At 52.1% G+C, this 15408-nt stretch carries 14 protein-coding genes; 7 read left to right on the top strand and 7 right to left on the bottom strand.

Annotation, left to right across the window (positions count from 1 at the left end):
- The first annotated feature begins 12 nt into the window (after window positions 1-12).
- On the top strand, window positions 13-1560 hold the full coding sequence (locus tag M8Q36_RS24110) for a carbohydrate porin (RefSeq protein WP_249882651.1): 1548 nt from the start codon (window positions 13-15) through the stop codon (window positions 1558-1560).
- Between the two features lie 109 nt (window positions 1561-1669).
- Here M8Q36_RS24110 and M8Q36_RS24105 read toward each other — a convergent pair whose 3' ends face one another.
- The 5 genes from M8Q36_RS24105 to M8Q36_RS24085 form a co-directional block, all read right to left on the bottom strand.
- Complete coding sequence (locus M8Q36_RS24105) at window positions 1670-2074, bottom strand: H-NS family histone-like protein (protein WP_017455745.1); 405 nt, start codon at window positions 2072-2074, stop codon at window positions 1670-1672.
- A gap of 302 nt (window positions 2075-2376) precedes the next feature.
- Window positions 2377-2667, bottom strand: a complete 291-nt coding sequence (locus M8Q36_RS24100) for a hypothetical protein (RefSeq protein WP_200551438.1) — start codon at window positions 2665-2667, stop codon at window positions 2377-2379.
- A gap of 9 nt (window positions 2668-2676) precedes the next feature.
- Window positions 2677-3615: a hypothetical protein gene (locus tag M8Q36_RS24095; RefSeq protein ID WP_249882650.1), complete on the bottom strand. Its 939-nt coding sequence runs from the start codon at window positions 3613-3615 to the stop codon at window positions 2677-2679.
- Between the two features lie 787 nt (window positions 3616-4402).
- The gene (locus M8Q36_RS24090; protein ID WP_249882649.1) at window positions 4403-6664 is read right to left on the bottom strand and encodes a TonB-dependent siderophore receptor; all 2262 of its coding nucleotides are present in this window, start codon (window positions 6662-6664) and stop codon (window positions 4403-4405) included.
- A gap of 386 nt (window positions 6665-7050) precedes the next feature.
- Window positions 7051-7956: a LysR family transcriptional regulator gene (locus tag M8Q36_RS24085; protein ID WP_249882648.1), complete on the bottom strand. Its 906-nt coding sequence runs from the start codon at window positions 7954-7956 to the stop codon at window positions 7051-7053.
- Window positions 7957-8121: 165 nt separating this feature from the next.
- Here M8Q36_RS24085 and M8Q36_RS24080 point away from each other — a divergent pair, with 165 nt between their 5' ends.
- The 6 genes from M8Q36_RS24080 to M8Q36_RS24055 all read left to right on the top strand — a co-directional run bounded on the left by M8Q36_RS24080 (window position 8122) and on the right by M8Q36_RS24055 (window position 12827).
- Entirely contained in the window at window positions 8122-8871 is a 750-nt protein-coding gene (locus M8Q36_RS24080) for a glucose 1-dehydrogenase (protein ID WP_249882647.1), read from the top strand.
- 54 nt (window positions 8872-8925) lie between these two features.
- On the top strand, window positions 8926-9291 hold the full coding sequence (locus tag M8Q36_RS24075) for a nuclear transport factor 2-like protein (RefSeq protein WP_249882646.1): 366 nt from the start codon (window positions 8926-8928) through the stop codon (window positions 9289-9291).
- Between the two features lie 43 nt (window positions 9292-9334).
- A complete protein-coding gene (locus M8Q36_RS24070; protein WP_249882645.1) occupies window positions 9335-9718 on the top strand; it encodes a putative quinol monooxygenase in 384 nt (127 codons plus the stop codon).
- A 112-nt stretch (window positions 9719-9830) separates the two neighbouring features.
- The gene (locus M8Q36_RS24065) at window positions 9831-10796 is read left to right on the top strand and encodes a fatty acid desaturase (RefSeq protein WP_249882644.1); all 966 of its coding nucleotides are present in this window, start codon (window positions 9831-9833) and stop codon (window positions 10794-10796) included.
- Window positions 10762-11580 carry a phosphate/phosphite/phosphonate ABC transporter substrate-binding protein gene (locus M8Q36_RS24060; RefSeq protein WP_249882643.1) on the top strand — a complete coding sequence of 273 codons (819 nt, stop codon included), beginning with the start codon at window positions 10762-10764 and terminating at the stop codon, window positions 11578-11580. The genes M8Q36_RS24065 and M8Q36_RS24060 overlap by 35 nt, the downstream gene beginning before the upstream one ends.
- 155 nt (window positions 11581-11735) lie before the next feature.
- Window positions 11736-12827: an NADH:flavin oxidoreductase/NADH oxidase gene (locus tag M8Q36_RS24055; protein WP_249882642.1), complete on the top strand. Its 1092-nt coding sequence runs from the start codon at window positions 11736-11738 to the stop codon at window positions 12825-12827.
- Window positions 12828-12878: 51 nt separating this feature from the next.
- On the opposite strand, the gene M8Q36_RS24050 is transcribed toward M8Q36_RS24055, so the two are convergent.
- Together M8Q36_RS24050 and M8Q36_RS24045 are read right to left on the bottom strand one after the other, a co-directional pair.
- Window positions 12879-13076 carry a hypothetical protein gene (locus tag M8Q36_RS24050; RefSeq protein WP_020456882.1) on the bottom strand — a complete coding sequence of 66 codons (198 nt, stop codon included), beginning with the start codon at window positions 13074-13076 and terminating at the stop codon, window positions 12879-12881.
- A 161-nt stretch (window positions 13077-13237) separates the two neighbouring features.
- On the bottom strand, window positions 13238-14902 hold the full coding sequence (locus M8Q36_RS24045; protein ID WP_249882641.1) for a methyl-accepting chemotaxis protein: 1665 nt from the start codon (window positions 14900-14902) through the stop codon (window positions 13238-13240).
- Between the last annotated feature and the right edge of the window lie 506 nt (window positions 14903-15408).

Here is a 15408-nt window from a genome sequence, read left to right as displayed (position 1 = left end):
ACGTGTATTGCCGTGTCGTTATTATCCTGTTACGGCGTAAGCAGCGGGGTAATGGCGCAGCCGCTAACGCTTGAACAACGCATGGCGGCGCTGGAAGCGCAGTTGCGCGTTACGCAGCAGAAACTGCAAACCTATGAAGAAAAAGAGCACGCGCAGCAACGCAACGTGGCCTCATCAGCCGTGCCTGCGGCGCAATCTGCTACGACGGTTCAGGCTACGGCCGCGCAGGATAAAACGGAGCCGGAGCTGTCGGCAGGGACACTGAAAAAAATAAGCCAGTATGTGCAGGATGATACCGGCTTTAAATATTCCGGTTATTTCCGCTCGGGTTGGGCAACCACCACCAATGGCGGACCAAAATCCTGGGCAGTGGGATCGCTTGGGCGTTTTGGTAACGAATATGACGGTTGGTATAACTTGTCATTAAAGAAACGAGCATGGCGTGATGGCGACAAATCTATTTGGGCGAACGTGCAATTTGAGGGCGATCTCGGGTTAACCCAGAGCAATGAATCCTTTGAAAAAGGGATGTCCGGCGGCGGTATGGGCAAATTGAGTAAGCTCTATGTTGAAGGCAACGGGCTACTTCCTTTTGCGCCAGAGGCGTCGGTCTGGGTGGGGAAACATACGCTGCCACAATATGAAATTCAGCTTCTGGACTGGAAAAGCAATCGCACACTTTCTGGTGCAGGCGTAGGGATAGAAAACTGGAAGCTGCCGGTTGGCGCACTCAGTATGGCAATAACGCGTAATGATATTGATAACTACAGTACGGTGTGTGCGGCAGGTTCTTCCAGCTGTAGCGATACCACGCAGGTTAACGTCAATATCGCGGAAGTTCGCTACAAGAATCTTCCTGTCAGCGAAAATATGACGCTGGAGCTGGGGGCGAAATATGCATTTGCTAACCAGACGGATGAGCAGAAAAAAACGCAGGCGGATAATGACTATTATCAGGTGAAATCCTCCTGGCTTGGACAGGCGATTTTGCGTAACCCCATTCTGAAAGGTTCAAATGAATTGACGCTGCAAGTGGCGAATAACTCCCTTGCCAGCCAGTTTATGAATATTTCCAGCGCCAATCCGGATTTTGATTACAACAGTTCTTATTACGGTATTCACAGCGGCGGTATTGGCTGGCGGTTAGTGGATCAGGGAGAGTTCTATCTGGGTGAGAAAATTATCATGGCGCACGCGCTGGTGTATGGTCGCGGCCACGATCTTTACTCGACATATACCGGCGCGCATACGGATTTTACCACCGCGCGGGCGGTTATTCGTCCGTCATGGATCTGGAATCAAAACATGCAGACGGCGCTGGAATTGGGGTATTTCACGCAGAAAAATCGCGTCAATAATTCCACATCGGATGAATCTGGTTATAAGGTGACGCTGGCGCAGGTGTATAAAGTGGATACCAGCATTCTTAATTCCCGACCTGAACTTCGTCTCTATAGTACTTACCTGAAAGCGTTAGAACATGAGATCGATAGCCAGACCTTTAACGACGGTAAGGATTATCAAATAAGTTTTGGTGTGCAGGCTGAAGTGGTCTTTTGAACAACAAAAACAGAATCCCCGCCGTGGCGGCGGGGAACAATAACGCATGCAGATGTTGCGTTAGAAAGCGATAAAAATGCAGGGTGGGATAAAGACAAACCCTTTATTTTTAGATGGCAAAATCTTCCAGTTTTTTACCGTCTTCCAGTGCCTTGGCAATCACTTTCGGTGTGCGGCCCTGGCCGGTCCAGCTTTTTTCCGTGCCGTCTTCATCAATATACTTATATTTGGCTGGACGTGGTGCACGAACAGATTTTGATTTCGTCGTTTGTCCTTTCAGCGAGGATAAAAGTTCGGTTGGATCGATACCTTCATCCAGCAGTTTTTGACGAAACGCAGCCAGCTTGGCTTCTTTCTCTTCTTGTTCTTTACGTAGAGAAGATTCTTCTTCACGACGTTCTTCAACAACAACTGACAGTTTTTCAAGCATCTCTTCAAGAGCTTCAAGGGTAAGCTCACGGGCCTGAACTCGCAGGGTGCGAATGTTATTAAGTGATTTAAGTGCTTCTGACATAGCGTCACTCCGTGTGCGGAAAAATGAATAATCTATCGGAATTAATTTTTAGTGATAACGACATAAAAATCAATATGGAATTATAGGTTTTAGCAAATATATATGTGATTTTGCAACCCTATGACTTTGTAGGTATCTCGCTAAGGGTAATTTAGTAACAATGCGGCATTAAAAAAGCCACAGAATTTAAGGGTTATTTTTATCGGAATCGTTAGTAAATGCCGCTTGTTCATCATGAAATAACCTATATCTTTGCATTGACTTTCGCTTGTCAGGGGCAGATTTTTCTTAACAAAGAGTCATTACAGGTATAGCGCCTGTTTCAAACGGTAAAAGTTATCTCTGAACTGGCGCGTTTTTTCTTTTTGATTTGCGTTAGCGCAAGCGGCAATTTCAGCACTGCTAAATGTTTCATTAAACATGACCACATATTGATGGCTCAGGTTCCTGCACAATAAGTAGCTAAGGAATTTTGCCCGCGTCAGGCATTGTTGAGAATATTCTCGATTGGTGGCAAGCACGGCACGCTCCAGTTCATATCGGAAGTCATAAAAATCCACCTTGTTGACCGTCAGTTGTGGTTTCTTTTTCATACTCATCTTTTAATTACATACAGTAATAATTGCCTTGCTGGATATCGCGCGTTGCGTCGCACGCAGCGTGTCGCATAAATGATGGGAGGCGGGTTTTATCCTGTTAGCGGGTTTTTCTGATATTAAACTGAAACTGCCTGGCCTTAACGCGACCCTATTTTTTAAAGGCTTCAGCCTGCGAGAAAACGAGCGGCGACATGAATTGCAGCGCGATAACTGTGTAATAACGAATAGGCTAAAGCGGCTTGCTGTTACGTTTTGGGGCGGTGTAAAACTGAACTTTACAACCAGAGCCGGGGATATTGGGTTCTCTGCGGGTTCAAAATAGCCGGTGCGATCGCGGCATGCATTTTGTGACACCGCACTTTCCTGTTGTGTATTTCCCTGCCGCCAGGCGTCGCCATATTTACCGGACAATGTTCTGATATCCATTTCCACGCGGGCGTTAGCTGCGCTGCTATGGGTTTTACTTTCGTCCTGGTGGTAGTGAGTCAGTACACTGTAGATAACCGTGCTAGTCGTCTGGTAGCGCTCACGTTTGGCGATATTTAACTGCTGTTTATCCGGTATCAGACTAACCTGAATGGAATTAATGACAAAACGCGCATAACCGCCGTGGCGATAATCATTGGGCAATGTTTCACTGTTCTCGTGCCGTTTTTGTTGTGAGTATTCCCGGGCGGCGATAACTTTCCACCCTGAAGCTGGAGCGCGTAATTGCCGCTGGTTTCGCGCTATTTCCTTACTGACCGTTTGGTTAATAATAATGCGGATTCGTACTAGGTTGGCCGCTATGGCTTCTGCTCGGGTTTTTATAAACTTAGGAAGCAGCGCGTCGACATGCTGTCGCCCGGCAGAATGAAGAGTGTTGATTTTATATGCGCATATGGCGTGAAGCCTAAAAGGAGAAGACACGTAACCAGCGATAATTTTGCATTTTTTCAACATGACATTTCGTCTAAAAGAGAGAGCAAAGGGCGCGGTTGCTGGCTTTGGTTATGAGTCGTTTCTTAAGTAAAGAGAATCTGCGCACCATAAGCCGAATGAAGCGGCAGGATCACATTTAATTATGATGAAAGGATGGAGGAAGAATGGATATCTGGCGCAGCAGAGAAGCCATTTTCACTGTGCAATTTTAAAGAGATATGAAAACTGTTTCGTCGCTTGCAGTTAAATCTAATGCGGCTATTTAGTTGATAGTGAAAAAGCTCGGGTCACGGCCAGGAACTTATGCATCTTGTGTGCTTCGCATCCTAAAAGCATATGACCGTAGTTTGTTAGCGGAAATAAATACACCAGGAATAAACGATGCGGCAGTCGGTTAAATAGCGTGGCGCTGTTTTCTGCGACAGGATTTTAATTTCACGGGTGGAGTTGAACGAGTAAAACACCTTCATGCATAGCATAGCGATGAATGATAGCGATAACACCTTCGCGACGCCTGAAAGAGTGGAGTCCCCCCTCCACCGCACACAGGCGGTTGGGAAATGGAAGGGGGGAGAGGTACGACTTAACGAAGAGTGGCATTGCACCACTGTTGAGCACGGGCGGAATTCATTTCCATCAACGTCAACGGCGCTAATCGTAGCCCCGGAAGGTGAAAGCAATATGCGCAAGTCATGGAGATTTTGTCAGAAGATATAACGCGCAAGCGTTAAAAAAAGAGAAGCCGCCACTGATGGGTTGCGGCCTGGTATCGGCCTGGTAAACACATCGTCACCAGGCTTGTCAGATATCAGAAGTGCGTATTCACACTGACATAGAATGTTCGCCCTGATTCGTTATACGTTTGCGCTCCCGCGCCATATAACCAGGCGCCGGTAGTCGAGTTACCCGTGGTTTGCGCATTGCCCGCGCGGTAGTGACGATTATCGAAGAGGTTATCCACGCCGCCGGTCAGGCTCAGGTTTTTATTCACCGTCCAGGTTGAACTCAGACCGACAACGCTGTAAGGGCTCACTTCGTTCAACTCACTGCCAGAGACGGATTCACCTTTATAGTTAAAGCGTTTCGGCTTCTGACGACCATACCAGGTAAAGGTGCCTTGCAAGGAGAGATCCTCGCGCACCTGCCACTCCAGAGCGGAATTCAGCGTAAACTGCGGGATAACCGACAAACGGTCGCCGGTGGTTTTGTTCTTACTTTGCAGCATCCACGTCATATTATTGGTCCAGTTAATGGTTTCGCTAACCGGCACATTCAGCGTGCCTTCCAGCCCTTCCACCAATGCTTTCGGCACGTTCTGCCACTGGTAAATATTCGTCGTGCCATTGCTGGCGGTGCCAACGGCAGAATAGCCGGATTCAATCTTGTTGCGGTAATCGTTACGGAAGTACGTGATACCGCTCTGGAAGCCGTTGTGCTTATATTCGATGCCAATCTCTTTGTTGACGCTGGTTTCCGCTTTCAGGTCGTTGTTACCCATCAGGTAACAGGCAGCGCTACTGGCGTAACACCCCTGGCCGTTGCTGTAGAGGATGTAGTTCGGGTTAAGCTGATAAAGATTCGGCGCTTTATAGGCGCGGGCGATCCCCAGTTTCAGCGTCCAGTCTTCGGCAAGCACTTGCGACAGGTTCAGCGATGGGCTCCAGTTATTACCCACAATACTGTGATGATCGAAGCGCAGCGCTGGCGTCAGCATCGTGCTTTCGGTCAGTGCCAGATTGTCTTCGGCAAATAGCGAGAAAATCTCTGCGCTGCTATACGGGCTGCGGTCGGTGCTGCTGATGCCGTCTATTGATCCATAGGAGAGCGACTGGGTGTTGGAGACACCATCTTTCATTCGCTGCTGGTTCCACTCGGTTCCCAGCGTCAGGTTTTGCTCCACCGCCAGGGTAAACGGAATATTCACCTCGCTGTGCAGCAACACATCTGCGAGATCAATATCGGCAAATTTATCGCTGGAGAAAATGCCCTCTGTACCGCCCGCCAGCCCCTCGCTCATCCGCGAATTACGCGTATGTTCGTACTGCGCATAAGTGTTGGTGGTTACACCGCTGTCCCAGCCGCCGGTCCATGTCAGCGCATAGGTCTGGCGATAAAGGCGATTGGTCTCTTCACCATATTTGCTTTTTACCAGCGTGCTGGTGTTGGTGTTTTGCGTATCACCCGCGTAGAGATTGCCCTGGCGGCTATAGCCGGATTCAAATTCCAGCGCCTGCATTGGCGCGAATTCCCAGCGCACTTTGCCGTGGATATCTTTATTGACGACCCCTTCGCGACCGGCCGGGTACGATCCGGCATACGTACCCGTGCGCGCGGCTTCGTGCCCGGCGTTGATATCCTGCGCGTCAGCCTGGGTTTTGCTCAGGTTACCCCACAGGTTAAAACTGACCGTATCCGAAAGGGGACCATTAAGGCTGAAATTGGTGCGTTTGGTTGACCCCTCTTTGCGGTGTTGCGGCGCGTTCAGATAGGTATTCCATGAGCCGTGCCACGCATCAGAAGTGGGTTTAGTCACGATGTTGACCACACCGCCCATCGCGCCATTGCCATAGCGCGCCGCTGCCGGGCCGCGAATCACATCAATATGATCGATCATCTCTGCCGGTACCCAACTGCTGTCACCACGGCTATCACGATCGCCACGCCAGCCATAACGCACAGAATTGCGGCTGGTCACCGGTTTGCCATCCACCAGTATCAGGGTGTTTTCGGGGCCCATGCCGCGAATATCGATCTGCCGGTTATTACCACGTTGGCCGCTGGTGGAGTTGCCGGTCAGGTTAACGCCTGGCTGTGTGCGGATCAGTTCCGAGACATCGCGTGCTGGTGGGTGCTTGCGGATCTCCCCGGCGGTGATAGTGGAAACCCCCGAGGCCTGCAACGTCTGTTTCGCCGCAGTGACCACCAGCGTGTCTTCATTTTGCGCGGCGGCGGTGTTCTGTGGCGTATTGTCAGATGTCGTGCTGGTTTGCGCGGCATACGCCGGAAGCACCAGCCCCCACAGCGCCACGTGAACCAGCATGGTCAGCGGATAATGCGAAGTGTGTTTCATGCCATTTTCCCTGTTTTCTTTTTTTGCCCGCTCCTCATTTTTCAGGCGTAGCGAGGCCGCGTGCAGCCACGGCTATTATTTACGCCAGTAAAAAGAGTGAACGCGAGAGAGGTTATTTACATGACGGGATTAGCAGAGCCTCTGCAATATAATCATGTCGGGCTGACGGTAGTGGAAACGGGATCTGTTATCAAGTTGAGAATGATTCACATCTGGATAAAATTGTTTTTTATTTATAATCAATCAGTTAGAATTGTTTTTGTCTGGCATTTACGCCATGAAATATAAATGGCGTACATGCAAAATCACCGTAAATCCCCATTGCGTTCATATTGTTTCCACGATGTTTACACTATGCCATTTATCTGTTCAGGCTTATTTCGCGGTTATTTTCCCACCCGCTGGGGAAATATCTCCAGCAGCCAGTCAATAAACACACGCAGACGATGTGTAACATGGCGGTTTTGTGGATACACCACATGAAAAGGGTACGGCTCTGGCCGCCACGGGCGCAGGATCTCCACCAGCGTGCCCGCTTTTAACGCCGCACCGAGTGAATAACTGAAGGTCTGGATAATCCCCAGCCCCGCCATCCCGGCAGCGAGATGCGCATTGCTCTCATTAATACCAATCCGGTGCGCCACTTTAATTTCGGTTTTCTCGCCATCGCGCTCAAAGCGCAACGGAAACGCCCGGCCGGTTTGCGGCGAGAGGTAGCTGACCAGCCGGTGACCGTTTTTTAGCTCCTCCGGGTAGGCCGGCGTACCAAATGTTTTCAAATATTCCGGCGTTGCGCAGGTGATGAGCGTGGCAGAACCAATACGGCGGGCAATCAGCGAGGAGCTATCCAGTGGCCCGCCACGGATCACGCAATCCACATTATCGCTAATTAAATCCACCGTGCGGTCGGCAACGCCTAAATCGAGGCGAATATCCGGGTAACGCGCCAGAAAATCCGGCAGTGCGGGGATCAGCACATCTTTCGCCGTGGAGCCACCAATATCGATGCGAAGCTGCCCGCCTGGCGTGCCGCGTGCGGCATTGAACGAACAATCGACATCTTCGAGATCGCGAAGAATTCGGGTTGTTTTTTCATAGTAGTCGCGTCCTTCCGGCGTCACCGTCACGCGGCGGGTGGTGCGCTGCAATAACCGCACACCCAGGTGCGCTTCCAGTTCCTGCACCAGCTTACTCAATGTCGCGTTGGGCATCTCCAGCGAATCCGCCGCGCGGGTAAAGTTCCCCGCTTCGACCACGCGGGCGAAAGCGCGTATTGCCAGTAATTGATCCATGCGAGTTCCTCCGTTGCTGTGATGTTGATTATACACAGTGGTGAATAGTCATTTTCATTTTTCGCTATTTTTCAATAAAAACGGGAGGGGTAGAGTTGCGCCATACCTGAGACGGCAAACGAGTTTGCCGCAGGCACATCCCCTAACTGAACCGAGGAATACAACATGAGCACACAACTGAATGGCAAAATCGCACTAGTGACTGGCGGGACAAGCGGCATTGGTCTGGCAACCGCACAAGAGCTGGCAGAGCAGGGTGCGCGCGTCTTTATTACCGGGCGTCGCCAGGCCGAGCTGGACGCGGCGGTTGAACGTATTGGCTCCAGCGCCACGGGGATCCGCGCCGATGCCTCGGTGATGGCGGATCTCGATGCTGTGTTTGCCCAGATTGCGAAAAGCGCCGGGCGGCTCGACGTTCTGTTTGCCAACGCTGGTGGCGGCGACATGCTGCCGCTGGGAGCGATTACTGAAGAGCATTTCGACCGCATTTTCGCCACCAACGTACGCGGCGTGCTGTTTACCGTGCAAAAAGCGCTTCCGCTGCTGGTGAACAACGCATCTATTATTCTCACCGGTTCGACAACATCGGTGAAAGGCACCGCCAGTTTCAGCGTTTACAGCGCCAGTAAAGCGGCGGTGCGTAACTTTGCCCGTTCATGGGCGCTCGATCTGCAAGGGCGCGGTATCCGCGTTAACGTGGTTAGCCCTGGCCCAATCCGCACGCCGGGTTTAGGTGAACTGGTGCCGGATGAGCATCGCCAGGGCTTGTTCGACGCGCTGGCAGCCCAGGTTCCGTTGGGCCGCTTGGGTGAACCGCAAGAGATTGGCAAAGTCGTGGCGTTTCTCGCTTCGGATGCTTCCAGCTTTATCAATGGCGCTGAGCTGTTCGTCGATGGCGGCATGGCGCAAATCTAATTTACCGCGCCGGGCTGGCCGTCGCTGTGCCAGCCCGCAACGCAGGAGCAGAACATGAACACGTCCGCGCTTTTGGTCGCTCAGCGACTGATCGACAAACATTTTGTTATCTGGAATGGCGCACACCCTGAACAACAGATCGCTACCTTTACCGAGGTCTATACCGACGATTTTTTCGTGGCGGATTATGCCGATGTGGCAACCGGGTTTCAAAACGTCGCGGCGCTGATTGCTCGCGTGCAGCGTGAGCATCCGGGGTTTTCCTTCACCCCCGATCCGGTGACGTGGAACCACGGTTTAGGGCGTGTCACCTGGGGTTATGGCCCGCAGGAGAACCCGAACTTGATACGCGGTGAGGATATTTTCACCGTGCGCGATGGCAGGCTTGCCAGCCTGTGGGTATTTATTAACACGCCGTAACGGTCGGCAAGCCGCACCATTCATTGCCCATTGAGGATTCATTATGAACATACCTGCAAACCTGCGTTTTTCCAGCGCCGACCATAACAAACTGCCTGCTACAGGTATCGTTGTTAGCGCTTACTATCGCGTCCATCCTGAGGACAGGAAAACCTTTATTGATGCCGTGGTGCCGGAAATGGCGGCGGCGCGCAAACTGCCGGGCTGTATCTATTATGCTTTCGCGCAGGATTTGACCGATGCCAACGCCTTTCACCTGGTGGAAGGCTGGAAAGATGAAGCCGCCTACCAGCGCCATGAAAACGCGACAACCTTTCTGCAGGCCCTGGCGACGGTAGTTAAAAATGTGCGCATCCTTAACCGCCAGGGTGTTCGCTACGATGTTGCCCTGCAACACGTGGATGATCCGCGCGGCAAAGTGGCCTGAGCCGCTGCCGCATTAAGCGATTTTCAGCAATAGCTAAGCCATTTAAATACTTTGTTATTTCCAGCGTTCTCTCACATCGTGGCGATATGAGAATGCGGGGAGTCACACGTGAATGGCGAAAAGCAGCGCGGTCTATTTAGATGAACAACAGCGAGCCGCTGTCCGGCGGTTATCGCGCAGCTGGCTGTGGCGCAGCGAGCTGCCTACCTGGCTGGTGATTGTTACCGTGTATGGCGGTTGGTTCGGCACGCTCGCGCACTGGAAAATGCTCGGCCTGTTGCCGGCAACCGCGCTTCTGATCCTCTTCACCACCTGGTATTTGTCGGTGCAGCATGAGCTGATCCACGGGCATCCTACGCGCTGGGTCTGGTTTAACCAACTGCTGGGGATAATGCCGCTGGCGGTGTGGTATCCGTACGGCATTTATCGCGATTCGCACCTGGCTCACCACCGTACGCACTTACTGACGCTGCCGGAAGATGATCCAGAATCCTACTATTTTTCCACTCAACACTGGCATCGCCTGACACGCTGGCAGCGAAAACTGATTCAGTTGCGTAATACTTTTGCTGGCCGTTTATTGCTGGCTCCGGCGCTGGATATTGCGCATTTGCTGGCGGGAATGGCGGCGGCATTTCGCATGCGGCAAGGCAAAACCATGTTGATGTGGCTGGTACACGGTGCGCTGTTGGGTGTGACCTTTGCCTGGATAAGCCATTGTGAATTTTCCGTTATCTGGTTTGTGCTGGCGGTGAGTTATCCGGCGCTGGCTATCACGAAAGTGCGTTCTTTTCTCGAACACCGCGCCGCAGACGATCCGCTAGCGCGTTCGGTGATCAACGAAGCCGCGTGGCCGTGGCGTCTGCTGTTTCTTAACCTCAACTACCACTCCGTGCATCACGATCTGCCCGCCGTGCCGTGGTACGGATTGCGAACGGTTTACCTGCGGGACAAAGCGGCGTACCAGCAGCGCAATAGCGGGTTTCTGGTGCGCGGCTATAGTGAATGGTTACGGCAGTTTTTCTTTACTCCGGTAGAGGTCAATGCACACCCCGCAAGCAAAATACGCAGTGAATAACATTGCCCTGCCGATGTATAACATCGCGCAGCCAGAAACCGCCGCGCTGGGCCAGGCATTGTGCGAACTTCTGGCGGAGCGCGGACTCCCGGCGCAGCAGATTTGGCCGCAAAGCGACCTGCTTACCCACTGGCGGCGTGACGATGTGCTGCTCAGCCAGACCTGCGGCTACCCGCTGGTAACGCAACTACCGGATGTGCAACTGGTTGGCTGCTTTCACTACCTTGCACCAGGCTGCGAAGGTTTTCGCTATCGCAGCCTGCTGGTGACGCGTGATGAGGAACGCGCTACTTCGCTGGCGGATTTTCGCGGTCGCCGCGCAGTATGTAATTCCGCCGATTCGCAATCAGGTTATAACGTGCTGCGTTATCTGGTTTCGCAGCTTGCGGGCGAAGGGCGATTTTTCGCTGATGCGCCCCATTTCAGCGGCAGCCACCGGCAATCGCTGGCGGCGCTGCACAACCGTACGGCGGATATCGCCGCCATCGACTGCGTGACGTTCGCCTTATTACAGCGCCACGAACCTTCGCTGTTGCGCGGGCTGCGTGTGATAGCGCAAAGCCCGTTAGCACCGGGGCTGCCGTTGATCACCTCGCAACGGAGCAGCGCCGCCACGCTCGCATCAATAAGAGAGGCGTTGCAGCAACTGGTCAGCGACGCGCGTTTTCGCGAAACCTGTGCCGCGGCATTGATTGGCAGTTTTAGCGTGGTCACGCGACAGGACTATGCTTTGTTGTTGAGATGGCGGGATGAGGCCGCAGCACGCGGCGTCACGCAGCTCTAATTCGTCAGTTATTTCACTGTATTATCAAAGGTAAATGCCGTGAAAAGGGCACGTGCCGCCAAAGACAAGCCCGAAAAATTGGCTGAAAGTCATGCAAACCATTCACACTGTTGCCGTCCGGGCGTGCCCTTTGCGAAACCGGAAAAGGATGAGATATGAGTCAGTTATTCACCGAAGTTACTATTGGCGACGTTGCGCTGGATAACCGCATCGTTATTGCCCCGATGTGCCAGTACTCCGCCGAAGAAGGAAAAGCGACCGCCTGGCATCGCATTCATTTAGGTAACCTGGCGCTCTCCGGCGCGGGGCTGCTGATAATCGAAGCCACCGCCGTTGAGCCGCAAGGGCGAATTTCGCCGCAGGATCTCGGCCTGTGGGATGACGAAACCGAGCAGGCGCTGCGCGTGGTGCTGGAGGATATTCGCCAGTACTCACCGGTGAAAATCGGCATCCAGCTTGGGCATGCCGGGCGTAAAGCGTCGGTCAGCGCGCCCTGGCTGGGAGGCAAACAGCTTTCGCCACAAGAGGGCGGCTGGCAAACGATCTCCGCCTCCGCGCTGGCTCACGACCCGGCAGAACATCCACCGCTTGAAATGACAAAACAAGATTTGGCGCGGGTTAAACAGGCGTTTGTCGACAGCGCCTTGCGTGCGGTGGCGCTGGGGATTGAGGTGATTGAGATCCACGCGGCGCATGGTTATTTGCTGCATCAGTTTCTCTCGCCGCTCTCCAACCAGCGCAGCGACGAGTATGGCGGCAGCCTTGAAAATCGCCTGCGTTTCACCCAGGAGGTGTTTAGCGCCGTGCGTGAAGCGGTACCGGCTTCCGTTGCCGTAGGCATTCGCATTTCGGCGACGGACTGGGTAGAAGGTGGATGGGATCTGGAACAATCGGTGGTTCTGACGAAAAAAATTGAAGCGCTGGGCGGCGCATATGTTCATGTCTCCAGCGGTGGGCTTTCACCGTTGCAAAGCATTAAGGTGACGGCGGGTTATCAGGTGCCGTTCGCCAAAGCGTTGCGCCAGCAAACCAATATGCCGGTGATCGCCGTGGGGCTGATTACCGAGCCACAGCATGCGGAAGCTATTTTGCAACAAGGGGAGGCCGATCTTATCGCGCTGGCAAGAGGCGCGCTCTACGATCCACGCTGGCCGTGGCATGCCGCTGCCGCCTTGCACGGTGCGGTACATATCGCGCCGCAGTATCGCCGCGCCGAACCGCACGGTGTGAAAGGTACGGTTAAATAACACATAAATCGGTGAGCTTGCTATTCTGCCAGGCTCACCGCTATTGGTCCGCTAAACGCCTTTACGCACCAACTCTGCCGCTTTGAGGAATACGTCATCTTCTACGCCATCGCCCCGGTTTCTGCCCTGCCGTTCAATCTCCTGCACGATGCTGTCGCGGTTAATGGCTTTGCGTTCTGAAACCAGGCCGATCACGGCCGCGCCAATGGCTAATCCAATGAGTCCCGTGTGCTCATCATTGAACTTCATGCGTTATCCCTCCCCGATTTGTCTACAGAGAAATTTAGCACACAGATATATTTCCGCCATTTATCAAAATCACAACGTAATAGGTGTATTAGGTATTTCTAATAGCAATAAAAAAGCCCGAAGCGTGAAGCCTCGGGCCTGGTGAGAGGGCAGAAATTTACTTAGAAGGATTGCCAGTTATCGCGGCTCTCACCTGTTGATGAGGAAGCCAGCGCCAGCTGCGGCGATTGACGCAACGTGCTTCTGCCTGGCTGCGCGCCACGGCGGTTCTCTTTCACGCCGGAATCAAACATGGCGATGGTTTTATTCAGCCGCTCAGCCTCTTTTTCCAGCGAGACGGCGTTAGCTTTCGCTTCCTGTACCAGCACGGCGTTTTGCTGTGTTACGCCGTCCATTTCGGTCATTGCCTGGCCAATCTGGTCGATACCACGGCTTTGTTCATCGGAGGCGACGGAAATCTCTGTCATTAATTTATTCACATGCTCAATGGAATTGATAATCACCGACATGGCGCCACCGGCTTCCTGAACCTGTTCGGCCCCGGTTTTAACGCGGGAGACGGATTCATGAATCAGCGTTTCGATCTCTTTTGCCGCCTGCGCACTGCGGCTTGCCAGCGCACGAACTTCACTGGCGACCACGGCAAACCCACGGCCTTGCTCCCCGGCGCGCGCCGCTTCAACTGCCGCGTTCAGCGCCAGCAGGTTGGTCTGGAACGAAATGCTGTTGATAACGTTAGTAATGTCAGCAATTTTCTGCGAGCTTTCGGAAATCCCGTGCATGGTTTTCACCACGGTCGCGGTAATTTCGCCGCCTTTTTGTGCGGTGTGTTGCGCGTTTTCCGTCAGTTTACGGGCTTCGCGCACATTCTCCGCGTTGTTACGCACGGTGGAGGTAAGCTCTTCCATGCTGGCGGCGGTCTGTTGCAGCGCGGCGGCTTGCTGATCGGTACGCCCGGAAAGCTCCTCGTTGCCTTCTCTGATTTCATTTGTGCTGCGGTAAATACTGGTAGAACTCTCCTGAATAGTTTCCACCGTGTTTCTCAGACTCTCCTGCATGGTGCGGATGAATGGAATCAACTGGCCCGCACAGTTACGACCAAATTCATGCAATTCGTGATTCAGTTTACCGGCGGCCATGGTTTCCATATGTGTCTGGATCATGCGCAGCGGTTTGACCAGGAAATTCACCAGGTAGCGGTCGGTGAGAAACAGCGTCAAGATACCGGCAATTAAGGCGGCAGCGAGCACGTATTTATTAAAAATCACCTGTGCCTGAGTTTGATCCAGTAAATCGTTGGACTGAATCGCTTGTGTGTATTTTTCCGCCGTTGCGCCAAACTGCACGCTCAGTGGGGGATAGGTTTTACGAAATAAGTCGCGAAAGGTATCCGGTTGTTTATTTTTGGCGGCATTCAGCATTGGCACAATGCCGTTATTAAGCAGGGCGTCCCAGTCGCGGATCATGGCGGCAACGGTTTCACTATCAACACCTGGGTGCTGGCTGGCGCGAAACTTCGCCAGCATATCCTGGGTAATGGCCAGTGCTTTTTCAGCGGAGGCGAAGGTTTTATTCGCATTCTCGTCATCGCCGGTTTGCTGGTAATCCATGGCGCGCAGCATGCGGGTCACGGTGCGGAAATATTGATCGTTTCCTTTCACCAACAAGGCGTAGACATTTTTTTGCCCGGCGTTTTGCGTCAGTAATTGGTCAATGGTCGAAAAATTGTGAAATGTCAGGACGGTTGCCAGTCCCCAAATAATGCTGAAAAGCGATAAAATGATGATCAGCATTTTGCGGATAGTTATGTCGCGAAGTATTTTCATGTTGTTTCCCCGGTAATAAAAATTACCCTCAGGTTGGCATTGGCCCAGCTCTCTGGCTATTTCACCCTCCATGACATTTTGACCAGAACGCGATTGGCGTTAATAAAACGGTCTTTTAACTTTTTGAAAAGATGTTCTATTTTGTGAATGTTGATTTCAATCAACTTAAATATAATTAATCAGAGTGCAGAATATTATTCCTGGACTTCGATCACATAAGTTATCTGAATTCATAATAGCCGTCTATTATTTTTCAGCAATTACTTGAAAAGGTTATTTCTATCGGCTACCAATATTGATTTGAATTAAGTCTTATTAAATTCAATTTGATGGTTATTTCTTCGTGGCCGGATAATAAGGTTGCTATCTTATTTAATCTGCGGAAAATAAAATTGCGTGCTAATAATACGCAGGAGAAATGCCGGATTGTTATATCTGGCTTTGCGGTGATTAATACATTTTTTGTTCGACATTATCGCTGATAAGGCGTCATGAACACCGCCAGA

Origin of the sequence: Kosakonia sp. R1.Fl, from assembly GCF_023516815.1 — a bacterium.
GTDB lineage: Bacteria > Pseudomonadota > Gammaproteobacteria > Enterobacterales > Enterobacteriaceae > Kosakonia.
The sequence above is the reverse complement of the archived record's forward strand: the minus strand, read 5'-3'. Positions and strand labels throughout refer to the sequence as shown.

Bases quoted from the DNA above. Each gene is read 5' to 3' on its own strand.
- M8Q36_RS24105 (WP_017455745.1), bottom strand. From the start codon at position 2,074: ATGTCAGAAGCACTTAAATCACTTAATAACATTCGCACCCTGCGAGTT.
- M8Q36_RS24100 (WP_200551438.1), bottom strand. From the start codon at position 2,667: ATGAAAAAGAAACCACAACTGACGGTCAACAAGGTGGATTTTTATGAC.
- M8Q36_RS24095 (WP_249882650.1), bottom strand. From the start codon at position 3,615: ATGTTGAAAAAATGCAAAATTATCGCTGGTTACGTGTCTTCTCCTTTT.
- M8Q36_RS24090 (WP_249882649.1), bottom strand. From the start codon at position 6,664: ATGAAACACACTTCGCATTATCCGCTGACCATGCTGGTTCACGTGGCG.
- M8Q36_RS24085 (WP_249882648.1), bottom strand. From the start codon at position 7,956: ATGGATCAATTACTGGCAATACGCGCTTTCGCCCGCGTGGTCGAAGCG.
- M8Q36_RS24080 (WP_249882647.1), top strand. From the start codon at position 8,122: ATGAGCACACAACTGAATGGCAAAATCGCACTAGTGACTGGCGGGACA.
- M8Q36_RS24075 (WP_249882646.1), top strand. From the start codon at position 8,926: ATGAACACGTCCGCGCTTTTGGTCGCTCAGCGACTGATCGACAAACAT.
- M8Q36_RS24070 (WP_249882645.1), top strand. From the start codon at position 9,335: ATGAACATACCTGCAAACCTGCGTTTTTCCAGCGCCGACCATAACAAA.
- M8Q36_RS24065 (WP_249882644.1), top strand. From the start codon at position 9,831: ATGGCGAAAAGCAGCGCGGTCTATTTAGATGAACAACAGCGAGCCGCT.
- M8Q36_RS24060 (WP_249882643.1), top strand. From the start codon at position 10,762: ATGCACACCCCGCAAGCAAAATACGCAGTGAATAACATTGCCCTGCCG.
- M8Q36_RS24055 (WP_249882642.1), top strand. From the start codon at position 11,736: ATGAGTCAGTTATTCACCGAAGTTACTATTGGCGACGTTGCGCTGGAT.
- M8Q36_RS24050 (WP_020456882.1), bottom strand. From the start codon at position 13,076: ATGAAGTTCAATGATGAGCACACGGGACTCATTGGATTAGCCATTGGC.
- M8Q36_RS24045 (WP_249882641.1), bottom strand. From the start codon at position 14,902: ATGAAAATACTTCGCGACATAACTATCCGCAAAATGCTGATCATCATT.